This window comes from Salicibibacter halophilus, assembly GCF_006740705.1.
GTDB classification, from domain to species: domain Bacteria; phylum Bacillota; class Bacilli; order Bacillales; family Marinococcaceae; genus Salicibibacter; species Salicibibacter halophilus.
In genome coordinates this window covers 2611944-2624277 of sequence record NZ_CP035485.1, presented here as the reverse complement: position 1 = coordinate 2624277, position 12334 = coordinate 2611944, and the positions used below count along the sequence as shown (strand labels likewise).

Sequence of the window (12334 nt, the reverse complement as noted above, 5' to 3'; positions counted from 1 at the left end):
CATCTCTTTGGCTAGTTATAGAAGTTAATCTTGAAATTTGTTTGCACATGCATATAATATTTGTTATGGTATCAATAAGAAAGATAAATTAAGATTTACTCTCGTCAAAAAGAAATACGTATAGACCTGCGGTAATATGTCAAGTTCAAAATCACAGTAAATGAAGTTGTCAAAGGACATTTAGGCGAAAAAAGCGCGCACTGAACAACACCAGTAATAAAATGTAAAATACTGGTAAAATGAAAGGCTAGCCCTCAGCCGATGTCGGTCAGAGGTTCACGCCCCTTTCTGGCGTAAAGAGTTGGTTTTTGCGTAGCAGCGCATCCACCAATCGCACGAGTTTTCTTGCCGTGAGCACGAGTGCACGTTTGTGTTGATGTTTCGGGACTTCTTGATACTTCTTCTGATAAAAGACTTGGTATTCCGGAATTTGCCTTCGTACCGAGTTGGCGGCTTCAACGAGGTAATAACGCAAATAATGGTTCCCTTGACGTGTCAGTGAAGTATCTTCGGCGGTAAACCGCCCGGACTGGTGTTTTCGCCAGTACAGTCCCGCATATTTAGCTATTTTTGTTTCATCGGGAAACCGGTCAATCTGACCGAGTTCGGCAATGATGCCTGCGGCGAAGACCGGACCAATGCCCGGGATTGATTCCAGCGTCTGCGTCAGTCCTTTCATGATTCGAGTAATGGACTGATCGATCGCCTTGATTTGCTTTTGGAAGGAACGAATGAGCTCAATGGACGTTCCTAAAAGTACATCGATGGAATCTTCGACCACTTTGTCCAATCGGTACGATGAACGGACGGCTTTCTGGATGGATGCGGCGACAGCTTCCGGATCGGGAAAACGATTTCTCCCTTTCTCTTGAAGAAACCGAGCCAGGTCCTCAAGCGGAAGCTGGGCAAGTTCATCCAGGCTGTATTTTTCAAGAAAGAGTTCCATCATAGCATGGCCAAACACCGATGAATCCACTTCTTTGGAAAAGGTGTTGCATTTATACTCCAAGTGCTGCAAGAAGTGTTGTTTCTCTTTCGTCATCGCTTTGGTCAAGTGATAACGCGAACGTGTCAACTGCTGGAGAGCCACGTATTGGCTTTCTTTGACAACGGACATCTGATTGCGCCCGAAACGCATATAATCGGCGATCACAAAGGCGTCAATCTCATCGGTCTTGTTCATGTCTGCGAAGCTCTTTTTAAAGTTGGCGATCTGCTTCGGATTGATCACAAAGACTTGGGCGCCATAGGGTTTTAAATCATCGTCATCATGCAAGAACATGGATGGATGAAAACTGTAGACGGATGTGGACTCCAGACCGATCTTTAGGATGTCAACCTCTGTATCGGCCAAGAGCTCGAGCAACCGTTCTTTGAGCACCTGGGCACCCGGCCAGTCATTGGAAACCGTAAAAACCGAAAGCTGATCACCTTCTTGATCAAGCACACACACTTTCATATCAAACGAGCTAACGTCAAGCCCGACAAACATTCGCATGGGGGATTCCTCCTTTCATTGTAGAATCATTCGGTCGTTCTTTGGACGCCTCGAGATATCTCTAGTGTGAACGCCGATCATCAACCTCGTGTATCAGAACTCCATCGGCATTGAAAGCCGCCCCAGGGGCTGCTTCCCCTGAGTTCAAGAGGCCGAGGGCTCAGCCTGCGAGTAGGAAGTGCCGCACGTACACTGAGAGACAGTCTTTAGTTGTGGTCGAACCACAGGAGAGAAAAGAATTGTCCCAAATGATCCTATGATCATTATCTAGAAATATCTAGAGACATCCAAGGAAAAACCATATGAATCTACAAAATATCTTGTGGAATTTGCCCAAGATTTGAAGGGCTTAAACTTACTATACGAGGAGAGAATTGTGTTTTATTATAAAAAAAGATCTGTAAGGTTGTTTTTTGCTTATCATTTCGTTATTTCCCGAATAATTGATAAAGCAATGTCGCTCTCTTATTCTTAATAATATCAAGTATGTTGCTAGAATTAATTCAGTATCCGTCTGAAGTCAATTACCCAGAAGATGGCGAATCACCACGCTGGACTCCTACTAAACGTAATCAAGGATGAATGCTTTATAAAATTCCTTAGCATTCGAAGGTCTTTGACTGCCTTTAAAGCCTCAAAAAGAGAGGCTCATGCCGTCTTGAAAGGATTATAATCATGAATAATAATGAGTTGTTTAATGCTTGGCTTAATCTGACGAAATATCACGATCGTTTACTGAAAGCAATGGATTATAAACTTCAAGAGCAATTTCAATTAGGAATTAAAGAATTTTACCTTATGTATTACTTGGCACAATCAGAACAAAATAAGATGAAGTTATCAGATTTAGTTCCAAAAGTGAGCCTTAGCCATAGTGCTTTATCACGCTTAGTTACAAGACTTGAAAAATATCGAGGCGGGGCGTTAGTTGAACGCCAAACGTATGTAAATGATAAGCGATCAATTGATGTCTTCCTCATGAAAAAAGGAGAACATTGCATTCATGAGATGGAAATGGTCATTAATGATCACTTACAGTCTCGGTTGAGTGAGAAAGATATACAAAATATTAAAAGGCTTGTTGAATAAGGCTGTTAATACTGATTGTTCAAGAAGGATATATGTCATTACGAGGAGGCATTATAGCAATGGATAAGAAGTTTGAACCATTATTTGAAAAAGTAACACTACCCAACAAAGTAGAATTAAGAAACAGATTTGTCTTAGCACCACTCACTCATATATCTTCGAACGATGATGGAACAATTTCTGATGTGGAAATTGATCATATCGAAAAACGTTCTAAAGATGTAGGATTAGCTATTTCTGCGGCTAGTAATGTGAATGATTTGGGGAAGGCATTTCCTGGCCAGCCTTCCGTTGCACATGATTCACAACTGGATGGTTTAAAACGATTAGCTAAAGCGATGAAGAGAAATGGAGCAAAAGCGATTGTACAAATCCATCATGGCGGGGCGCAGTCAATGCCCTATTTAACACCAAATGGAGATGTCGTTGCGCCAAGTCCTATAACTTTACAAGGTGATGAGAAACATAGTCCATCCTATGAAAAAGAGGAACATCATGCCAGGGAAATTACTCAAGAAGAAATTGAACACACCATTAAAGCATTTGGCGAGGCAACACGCAGAGTGATCGAAGCAGGGTTTGACGGTGTAGAAATACACGGGGCAAACCATTATCTCATCCAACAATTTGTTTCACCATATTATAATCGTCGTGATGATGAGTGGGGCGAAAACAAACTGAAATTCCCATTGGAAATTGTCGATGAGGTTGTGAATACGGTTAAAACCCATGCAGATGAGAACTTCATCGTTGGTTATAGGTTCTCACCAGAAGAACCAGAAACACCAGGTATAACGATGGAAATCACAGAAGAATTGGTGAAACATTTAATTGAAAAACCGTTAGACTTCTTACATGTTTCATTAATGAACGTACATGCTAAAACGCGTGAAGGTAAGTATCAAGGCGAAGAAAGAATTAAATTACTTCACGAATGGATTGACGGTCGTATGCCATTAGTTGGTATTGGATCCATATTTACTGCTGAAGACGCATTAGAAGCTATAGAAACAAAAAATATTGACCTAATAGCGTTAGGTAGAGAGATTCTATTAGATCATAATTTCATTAATAAAATTCAAAATGGTAAAGCGGACGAAATCATGTCAGAATTCGACCCTTATAGAAAAGATAACCATGATTTACCACCGAATTTATGGGAACAATTTAATAAAGGTCTCTATTCATTGCCAAGAACTGATGGTAAGTAATCCTTTAAGCCAACGCGAAAAACGCCACTTATTGTTTATCATTGGCACCTCTTTTCTCAATGCCCTGACAATTATTCGTTTTTATGAATACGTGTCTTCATAAGGATAAACCTTTATTTTTCTTCAATTAACGAGACGCGTTTGTGGAATAACACAAATGGAAAATGATCAAACTTTATTATAAAAATTGAACACCAAAACACCAAGAAAGAATCCATTTTGATCAATCTTTTTTCCAAATGGATTCTTCTTGTTTGCAGTAATATACGGGCTTGTGAGTTATTTTTGATTAAACTTTATTTTAAGGCTACATATGCAACTGTTCTCCATTTGCAGTGACGAAAGCGCATAGTCATCCATCCCCTTGATACCAAAATCATGGGATTCAAAACCTAAAGCTACAACCAAGTAATCATAGCTCAGTTCACTATTTTCCAACACAACAGTTTGATCGTCCTTCTTGATTTTGATTCACTTCCTCCTCTTTCCAATAATAGTTGATCTCATTTTGAACCCATTCGAAATAAGATACCGTCACCCCACCGTCATTACATAAAATTATTTTGTCCCCTTCTGATGTAGCAGGGCCATTAGCTGCTTCTGCAACAATTTTAGCTTTGATGCTGGGTGCTGTGTCTTTTGTAATCTGGTTTTCGACAGCCGCGGTCACCAGAATATCAACGGGCAAACCAAACAAATCTTCATGTGCTAAGGAATCTGCTTTTGTATAGTCAGAAACACTTTTTCCTTCCTGAACGAATAATGCAGGAATATCTAAACCATCTTTAGAATAGATACCGCCTTTCGCATCGGTGATACCAATAATTTTAACCCTAATTCGTGTAAAAATTTTGCAGTCATACTGCCAACATTACCAAAACCCTGGATAGCCGCCGTCATTTGGCTTATATCCATTCCAAGCACTTTAGCGGCTTCCCTAATGGTGAAGGCACTCCCCTCCCTGTGGCGGAGAGTCGTCCCTCGGAGCCGCCGATGATAATCGGTTTCCCGGTAAACATGCCTAGAATATTGTAGCCACTTAATTGTCCATTCGGATAGGTATCGAAACTTCAAGCACCCGGGTTGGCTTTTTTAATATAGGGGTTGCTGAATGACCTACCGTTCATTCACGCAACCTTGGGGGAGCCTTCTGAACATCGAACGTCCTGAACCAAATACATGAAAAAAATAAAAAAAGAATGCTCCCGAAGGGCTTTCGAGAGATTCATGACGAGCACTTGGAGGGAAATCACTGTTTCACTGGTATTTCGAAGGCATGCTCGAATAAGACCAAGGCCATAGGTGCGCTTTCCTTCACCGAATTTCCCTTCGATGGCATTTCGTTCTGCGGCATCCTGCTTCTCGATCTGCTTTTGTTCTTTGGATTCTTGTTTGGGAGGACGGCCCAGCTTGGGACCCGTTAGGCGAATCCCGCGTTCCTTGCAGTACTTTCGGTTCTCGCGTGTGAGATAAATCTTATCCGCCAAAACAGCTTCGGGATAAACGCCAGCGCGCTGCGCATAGGCTTCCACGGCGCCAGGAAGATCAGCGGCTTCGTGATACGCATCCCACTGCAAGTTGTCGAGAAACGCCCATCCGTCTACCAGGCTCATGGACAACTTGGCGCCAAACTCCACGTTCGTATGGGCCTTTCCACGAACAATCGGCCGAACATGAGGTTGGTGAATGCTAACGATCCGATCCTCAATGCGGTGGGTCTTTGAATCATACATCTGCCTTTGTTGGCGATACAATTCTTGGATGACAAAGAGTTCACCGTACTGTTTACGGCTGAGTCGGTCGAGTCCGGATTGAAGAGACAGTTTCTCCAGATGGTTGAGATCTCGCTCCACATAGCCTAGCTGCTTTCGAATCGCTTTCCGTACCTTCTTGCGTTTCGGGCTTTTCTGTTTGGCAATGGACAGGTAAGACTTTCGAGCTTGGTTCCGGTAAGTTCGAGGTTTCTTCCGGCTTCCACGGAATGGTTCGTGCAACACGTCAATCATCGTTTCCAGCTTTTCACGGGCTTCATTCAAAAGTTTCAAGTCCGTTGGGTAGGTGATAGCTGCAGGTGCACACGTGGCATCGATCAAGAGCTTTCCTTGATGTGTCTCCGCGGCGTCTGTCTCCTTCTTTTTTTCTTCAGCGGGCGCTGAAGATGAAGGCGTTCCGCGATGATCATCATCGTCATCGCCATCGCCACTATCTTTTTGAGATTGTTGGTCTTCCACGATCCACGCATTGACTTGATCGATCATCTCACGGGATATACGTTTACGAAAGTGCGTCATGGTCGAAGCATCGAAAGGCGCTGTTTCAGTGAATTCAGGCAGGCCAAGGAAGTATTGCAGGTACGGATTCTCGGTCATCTGTTCGACGGTTTCACGGTCACTCGTGCCTAGTTTCTCTTTGATAATCAGGGCACCCAGAGCCATTCGGACCGAATACGCTTGATTCCCTTGTGTCAGGTCCTTGAGGGTTTCCTTATACGCTTCTTCTACTTTCCACCACGGGATCAAGCTTGCCAGCACGACCCAACGGTTATCCGGGTTCAATCGGCCACCGAATGGTAGAAAAAAGTCATCGGGTAAAAGCATTTGATGTTCCGAATGGTGATACATGATTTCGTCCTCCAGGTGCAAGGTTTTTTCGTCTCTTTGTAGACTTTCCTTTGCACTTTACTTCGACAAAAATAGCGAAAATCCTTGTTAATAAGGGAATTTTTATCTATTCAGCAGCACCTAAGTAAGACACAGATGCAGATCATTGAAGAAAACCATCTAAAATGGAGAAACGGAGACATTACAGGCGTCATGTTTATGGATATGTTAGAACTAAAGAAAAACACATTTTATAAAATCATGAGGGAATATATAGAAGCAAAGAGCAGCTAGCTCAATGTTTTATTTTAGTGCTACAACCACTTAGTCTGATTTAAGGGTAGATGGCGGTAAAATCGTCAGATGCTACCTTTACCCCGACATCTGAGCCAGTGAATGCGGAAAAGTGAGCCATTGCTAATAAAGCATAATTTATCACAGCCATTGGAACGAAGGTTGTTCCAATGGCTGTGAATCTTATCCAAATCTTTTATCCACTAACTGCTCATCAATAATCTCAATGGCCCAACGAACAAATTCATCGTCATTTAAATCTTCTTCCTCTTTCCATATGCAAGGGGGCAACAGCTTATCTTATGAGGGGGGTTATATATAGGTTATATGTATTAGGTGAAAGGTTACTCATGAATGGGAATAACTCGAGTCCCATCCATATATCGAAGACATACCACATCCAGTAACACTCTTCGTGTCCCAAAATCTCTAATGTCCAACATCAGTCTTGATGACAAAAATAACCAAGCCGTTTCAATGCAAGCCACGATGCGCCGTAAATGCCTGCATCATTGCCAAGCTGGGCAAATTCAAATGATAAATTTTTGTCGGCTTCTTTTAAAACGAAACGTTTAAATTGGATAACTAATGGTTGTAACAATATATTTCCGGCGGCAGGCATCCCTCCACCAATAATGATTTTTTCCGGATTGATTATCATCACCGCATTCGCAACGGCATACGCTAAATAATAAGCAGATTCATTGACGATTTGCCCCGCAAGCGTGTCACCAGTTTTTGCTGCCTCATAGATATCGATGGCTTCATTATCTTTATGTAATGAACTTGAACCTTCGAAGTTGCGGAGATAGTTACGCAAGCTTCGCCGCAACCCTTTGGACGCCACATACTCTTCTAGGCAACCTTCTCGTCCGCATGTGCATAAACGTCCATTAGGAACGACAAGTGTATGACCTATCTCACCGGCGGTCCCATTAGCGCCGGTAACGAGATCACCATTAGCGATTAATCCACCGCCAACCCCGGTTCCCAGGGTGATGAAAAAGGTTGATACAGATCTTTTTCCCGCCCCATTCCAATGTTCACCTGCCGCTGCCAGGTTCGCATCATTATTAACAAAAACAGGTACATTAAAGGCTTTTTCTAGAATCGCTTTTAATGGATAATTTGCCCATCCGATATTTACGGCGACATCGACGACGCCGGAGGATTCATCGATGAAACCCGGCACACCGATACCAATACCAGTCAAATTATCTTCAGTAATGGAATGCTTTACAAAACGCTCTTTGATGTTTTTAACAATGTGACTAGATAAATGCTTACCGTTATCTTCACTGTTGGTAGTCATTTTCCATTGATCAACCCTTTCGCCTCCAGTGGTAAATAAACCGAATTTCGTTAATGTCCCACCAATATCGACTCCTATAACATATTTTGACATATTAATACCTCATTTATCTAACTAATTACCACTACAGCGAAACTTATAAACATTCTTCTTGAAATGCCTGCAACATCCCCTAATCTCATGGCTGTTTTGTGTAAGTTCCTACACCTATAAAAAGGGGATATTACGTTTTATTCCATATGCGATCTTGTACGTATCTCGGGGTGCCCCCCTTTACGCCCACCACATTATTCCGGTGGCCAAGAGCAGGTAATCCAATTGGGATGTTTTGCATCTTTATGATCTCCAGGGCAACCAGAAAAACAGTTGACGACATTTACTCCTAGTTTCTCCGCAAGCAATACAGTCTTTCGCCAAGTATCATGGTGTTCTTTTGCTATTGTAGGTTCAGGATGTAAGGGATTCCCCTGACAACTCAACCCACTGATAGTAATATTTTTTTCTTCAAGCTTTCCCAAAAAATCTTCTCGTTTTTCTTTACTTTCGAGTAAAACATCAATATTGCAATGAGCATTCCCTGGCATATTTCCAGTTCCCAACTCTACGGCTTCTACATTTAAAGAAGCTAGTTTGTCCAGAACACCTTCAAATGTCAGGTCTTGATACAGGACTGTAAATAAACCTATTTTCATTATGAATTCCTCCCATCATTTGAAGCAATAGACACCCATTGTTCTGTTTTATGACTTTTCATAATCCCATCAATGATTTGCATAATTTGATGCCCGTCCTCAATAGTAGCAAAACTTCCAGACTTCTTCTCATCACCTTCAATAGTCTTATAAAAATCAATAAATAAGTTTTTCAATCCATCTGGCCATCCTTCTTGATGTCCACCCGGATAATGAGCAAGGGTACGACTCTCCGAATCCAAAAGTGCAGCATCTTTTAACAACTCCTGATTCGGCTCATTTCGCTTACCGATCCACAAACTATTTGGATTTTCCTGGTTCCAGTAATAGGCAGCATCTTTTAATGAAAGTTCAAAATCAAAATGATTTTTGCGTCCTGCGGTTACTTGTGAAACCGTAAAGCTTCCTTTCATTCCGTTTTCAAAACGTACAAGCACGTGTCCAGCATCCTCTGTTTCCACAGCGAACTTCTCTGATTCACCAAAACGGTAAGCGTGAAGCGTATGAAGATCTGCAAAAACAGAAGTAATTTTATTCCCTACAATGTATTGCACGGTATCGCACCAATGTGACCCAATATCAGCAACTGTTCTTGATGATCCATTTTTGGATTGATCTAACCGCCAGTTATAATCTGATTCATATAACATCCAATCTTGAGTATAGCTTCCTTTCACAAGATGAGGAAAACCATCCTTTCCAGCTTGAATATTTGTCTGCATCTGTTTGACAATGGGAAAAAAACGATAGTTAAAACATACTCCACTAATCCCATCAGAATGAAACGCAAGATCCCTGAGATGAGCAGATTCACCGATTGTTAACGCAAGGGGCTTTTCTGTCATCAGATGTTTGTTCTTTTTTAAAGCATAAGCATTGATTTCATAATGCATGTAATTTGATGTACAATTATGCAATGCTTCCACATCGGGATCATCAACAAGCTTATATGGATCATCATAAGCCTTCGGAATCTGGAGATGTGCTGCTATTTTCTTGGCCTTTTCTATATCTCTAGAGAAAATAGCCATAATCTCAATACCTTTTAATCTTTTAAGCGCTTCCATATGTGAATGTGCTGAAAAACCAGTGCCCATAATACCGATTTTCATTTCTCATCCTCATCCTTTCCATACGATATCTCTATTTTTTTGCTTTACGACCAAAAGCGACTGCTAAAATAAGAATGATTCCCAGAACAAACATTTGCTGACTGACATCTAATCCCATTAAAATCAGACCATTATTAATTGTTCCAATCATAATAGAACCTATAACAGTACCAATAACAGTGCCTATACCACCAAAAAGACTTGTACCTCCCAGAATAACCGCAGCGATCACAGAAAGTTCATCACCTTCTCCAAATGTAAAACGTCCGGCTTGAAGTCTCCCCGCATAAAGCATTCCAGCAAGCCCGGCCATCATACCTGACCCCATGAATACGAGTAGTTTAATGCGACTTGTCTTTACTCCAGAATATTTAGCAGCGTTTACATTTCCCCCAGTCGCAAGTGTTTGTCTCCCAAAAATAGTCTTATTATATAGGGTGTATCCAATAGTTGCGATGAAAATTACCCAAATAAGTAAATTAGGAATACCAAAAATAGTTCCATTACCGAACAAGAATAAATAACTTTCATTTAAAATCGGCACTGGAGCAGTGTCTGTAATCCACATCGCCAACCCTCTTCCAATTTCCATCATAGCCAGAGTGACTAGAAAAGATGGAATAAGAAATTTTGAAACGAGAAGACCATTAATGAGACCGATAAGTAAACCCGTTCCAAGCCCTACAATAATACCAAGAATCAATCCCCCAGACTGCAAGGCAAGGGCTGCTGTTAATGATGAAAGCGCGGCAATAGACCCCACAGATAAATCAATCTCTCCCGAACTAATCACGAATGTCATGGCTACTGCCATTATAGTAATAACAGTAGTTTGTCTTACAATATTTAGCAGGTTTTCTATGGTTAGAAACCCTTGATCATTTAAAGTAATAGCAAACAATATGAATATTAAAATAAAAGCTATATATACTATGTTTTGGCGCCAATCTAATATCTTAAACTTTTTGGATAGCATGTTCTAACTCCCTCTCTGACTCAATATTACTTCTGTATAATGTGTCTACTACTGTTCCCTCCTGCACTATTAGTATTCTGTCACTGATTGAAAGTAACTGTGTCATTTCAGAGGAGATAATGATTATTCCTTTGCCTTCATCTGCAATTTCTCTAATGAGTTGAATAATTTCACTTTTAGCACCAATGTCTACTCCGTTTGTAGGCTCATCTAAAATAAGTATATTTGGATTTGTTGCCAACCACTTAGCTAATACTACTTTTTGCTGGTTTCCGCCTGAGAGCAGTGAAGTGGTTTTGTTAATATGGTCTGTTTCTATATTGAGTTTTTCTACATACTTATTAACCAACTTGTTAGATTCTTGTTCTTTGATTATTCCATTTCTGGTAAGTTCTTTTAAAATACTAAGAATTGCATTGGATTTCACAGAATGATCCAGAATTAACCCTTGATTGCGACGATCTTCCGGTACTAAGGCAACTCCCTTCTTCATTGCTAACTGAGGAGATGTTAAGAGTTCTTCTTGCCCTTGAATAAAAATCCGACCTTCCACTATTCTATCCATGCCAAACAAAGCTCGTGCTATTTCCGTACGACCACTTCCCATTAAACCAGCAATACCTAAAATTTCCCCTGGATATAGAGAGAAGCTCACGTTATCCAACTTGGTCAGGGTTTGTATATTTTGAATTTCGATAAGTGGAGATTTACTATAATCCACTAACCGCTCTTTCCATTCAAACTCCTGTTTTAATTTTCCTCCAACAATATGGTTAATAACAGATTCCAGATCAGTATCTGCTATAGATTCAGTCGCTACCTGTTTTCCGTTTCGCAAAACCGTTATCTTATCACAAACTTTAAATATTTCATCAAGACGATGAGATATATATATAATAGTAATTCCTTTTTCCTTAAGGTTATTTATTAATTTAAACAAGGTTTCTGTTTCAGATAAAGACAAGGTAGAGGTCGGTTCATCCATAACTAAGATATGGACTTTATTAGAGACAGCTTTGGAGATTTCTGTCATTTGCCAATACCCAACGCTTAAATCTTCAACACGCGTTTCAGGTGAAAGTTTAATATTCATCTCCTCAAGCAATTCTTTGCTATCTTGCATCATCCTATTTTCATTAATAAAACCCAGTTTTGTTCTAGGCTCTTTATTCAGAAAAATATTTTGGGCTACAGAGAATTTAGGCACAAGACTGAATTCCTGAAAAATCATCGAAACACCAGCTTTATTGGCGTCCTTTGGCTCGTTAATATGAACCTTCTCACCATCTATTTCAATGCTACCACTATCATAGTTATAGACACCTGCAAGAATTTTCATCAATGTTGTTTTTCCAGCTCCGTTCCCCCCCATTAAGGCATGAACCTCACCTTGTTGTACCTCAAAATCAACACCTTGCAAAACGTGAGCATCACCAAAAGATTTATTAATGTCATTCATTTTTAAAAATGGTACTGTCATTATTAGTCCCCTTTGAATAAGCTATTAGGCTAGACTAAATAAATGTCAGTCTAGCCATAGAGTAACAGCA

The 12334-nt window shown here is 40.6% G+C and carries 9 protein-coding genes and 2 pseudogenes; 3 read left to right on the top strand and 8 right to left on the bottom strand.

The genetic code is table 11. The annotated features are described in order from the left end of the window. Positions 1-268 precede the first annotated feature (268 nt). Positions 269-1498 (bottom strand): IS110 family RNA-guided transposase, encoded by a 1230-nt coding sequence (locus EPH95_RS12770; protein WP_142086371.1) that lies wholly within the window; start codon positions 1496-1498, stop codon positions 269-271. 675 nt (positions 1499-2173) lie between these two features. Here EPH95_RS12770 and EPH95_RS12765 point away from each other — a divergent pair. Both EPH95_RS12765 and EPH95_RS12760 read left to right on the top strand, forming a co-directional pair. Then, positions 2174-2587, top strand: a complete 414-nt coding sequence (locus EPH95_RS12765; RefSeq protein WP_142090462.1) for a MarR family winged helix-turn-helix transcriptional regulator — start codon at positions 2174-2176, stop codon at positions 2585-2587. A gap of 59 nt (positions 2588-2646) precedes the next feature. Next, entirely contained in the window at positions 2647-3798 is a 1152-nt protein-coding gene (locus EPH95_RS12760) for an NADH-dependent flavin oxidoreductase (RefSeq protein ID WP_142090461.1), read from the top strand. Between the two features lie 427 nt (positions 3799-4225). Here the strand turns inward: EPH95_RS12760 and EPH95_RS12750 are convergent. Both EPH95_RS12750 and EPH95_RS12745 read right to left on the bottom strand, forming a co-directional pair. Further along, positions 4226-4698, bottom strand: a pseudogene (locus EPH95_RS12750) (Glu/Leu/Phe/Val family dehydrogenase). 227 nt (positions 4699-4925) lie between these two features. Then, positions 4926-6419 carry an IS5 family transposase gene (locus EPH95_RS12745; RefSeq protein WP_142088887.1) on the bottom strand — a complete coding sequence of 498 codons (1494 nt, stop codon included), beginning with the start codon at positions 6417-6419 and terminating at the stop codon, positions 4926-4928. Between the two features lie 120 nt (positions 6420-6539). On the opposite strand from EPH95_RS12745, the pseudogene EPH95_RS19270 reads away from it, so the two are divergent. Next, a pseudogene (locus tag EPH95_RS19270) lies at positions 6540-6692 on the top strand (recombinase family protein); the annotation flags it as partial. Positions 6693-7134: 442 nt separating this feature from the next. Here the strand turns inward: EPH95_RS19270 and EPH95_RS12735 are convergent. The 5 genes from EPH95_RS12735 to EPH95_RS12715 all read right to left on the bottom strand — a co-directional run bounded on the left by EPH95_RS12735 (position 7135) and on the right by EPH95_RS12715 (position 12264). Then, positions 7135-8097 carry an ROK family protein gene (locus EPH95_RS12735; RefSeq protein ID WP_142090460.1) on the bottom strand — a complete coding sequence of 321 codons (963 nt, stop codon included), beginning with the start codon at positions 8095-8097 and terminating at the stop codon, positions 7135-7137. Between the two features lie 194 nt (positions 8098-8291). After that, the gene (locus EPH95_RS12730) at positions 8292-8696 is read right to left on the bottom strand and encodes a sugar phosphate isomerase/epimerase family protein (protein ID WP_142090459.1); all 405 of its coding nucleotides are present in this window, start codon (positions 8694-8696) and stop codon (positions 8292-8294) included. Next, positions 8696-9808: a Gfo/Idh/MocA family protein gene (locus EPH95_RS12725; RefSeq protein ID WP_142090458.1), complete on the bottom strand. Its 1113-nt coding sequence runs from the start codon at positions 9806-9808 to the stop codon at positions 8696-8698. The genes EPH95_RS12730 and EPH95_RS12725 overlap by 1 nt, the downstream gene beginning before the upstream one ends. A 31-nt stretch (positions 9809-9839) precedes the next feature. Next, positions 9840-10784 carry an ABC transporter permease gene (locus EPH95_RS12720; RefSeq protein WP_142090457.1) on the bottom strand — a complete coding sequence of 315 codons (945 nt, stop codon included), beginning with the start codon at positions 10782-10784 and terminating at the stop codon, positions 9840-9842. Beyond that, complete coding sequence (locus tag EPH95_RS12715) at positions 10765-12264, bottom strand: sugar ABC transporter ATP-binding protein (RefSeq protein WP_142090456.1); 1500 nt, start codon at positions 12262-12264, stop codon at positions 10765-10767. The genes EPH95_RS12720 and EPH95_RS12715 overlap by 20 nt, the downstream gene beginning before the upstream one ends. Positions 12265-12334 lie beyond the last annotated feature (70 nt).

What these genes read in the sequence shown, in the direction of transcription:
- EPH95_RS12760 (WP_142090461.1), top strand. Translation starts at nt 2,647, where the DNA reads ATGGATAAGAAGTTTGAACCATTATTTGAAAAAGTAACACTACCCAAC.
- EPH95_RS12725 (WP_142090458.1), bottom strand. Translation starts at nt 9,808, where the DNA reads ATGAAAATCGGTATTATGGGCACTGGTTTTTCAGCACATTCACATATG.
- EPH95_RS12735 (WP_142090460.1), bottom strand. Translation starts at nt 8,097, where the DNA reads ATGTCAAAATATGTTATAGGAGTCGATATTGGTGGGACATTAACGAAA.
- EPH95_RS12765 (WP_142090462.1), top strand. Translation starts at nt 2,174, where the DNA reads ATGAATAATAATGAGTTGTTTAATGCTTGGCTTAATCTGACGAAATAT.
- EPH95_RS12745 (WP_142088887.1), bottom strand. Translation starts at nt 6,419, where the DNA reads ATGTATCACCATTCGGAACATCAAATGCTTTTACCCGATGACTTTTTT.
- EPH95_RS12770 (WP_142086371.1), bottom strand. Translation starts at nt 1,498, where the DNA reads ATGCGAATGTTTGTCGGGCTTGACGTTAGCTCGTTTGATATGAAAGTG.
- EPH95_RS12730 (WP_142090459.1), bottom strand. Translation starts at nt 8,696, where the DNA reads ATGAAAATAGGTTTATTTACAGTCCTGTATCAAGACCTGACATTTGAA.
- EPH95_RS12720 (WP_142090457.1), bottom strand. Translation starts at nt 10,784, where the DNA reads ATGCTATCCAAAAAGTTTAAGATATTAGATTGGCGCCAAAACATAGTA.
- EPH95_RS12715 (WP_142090456.1), bottom strand. Translation starts at nt 12,264, where the DNA reads ATGACAGTACCATTTTTAAAAATGAATGACATTAATAAATCTTTTGGT.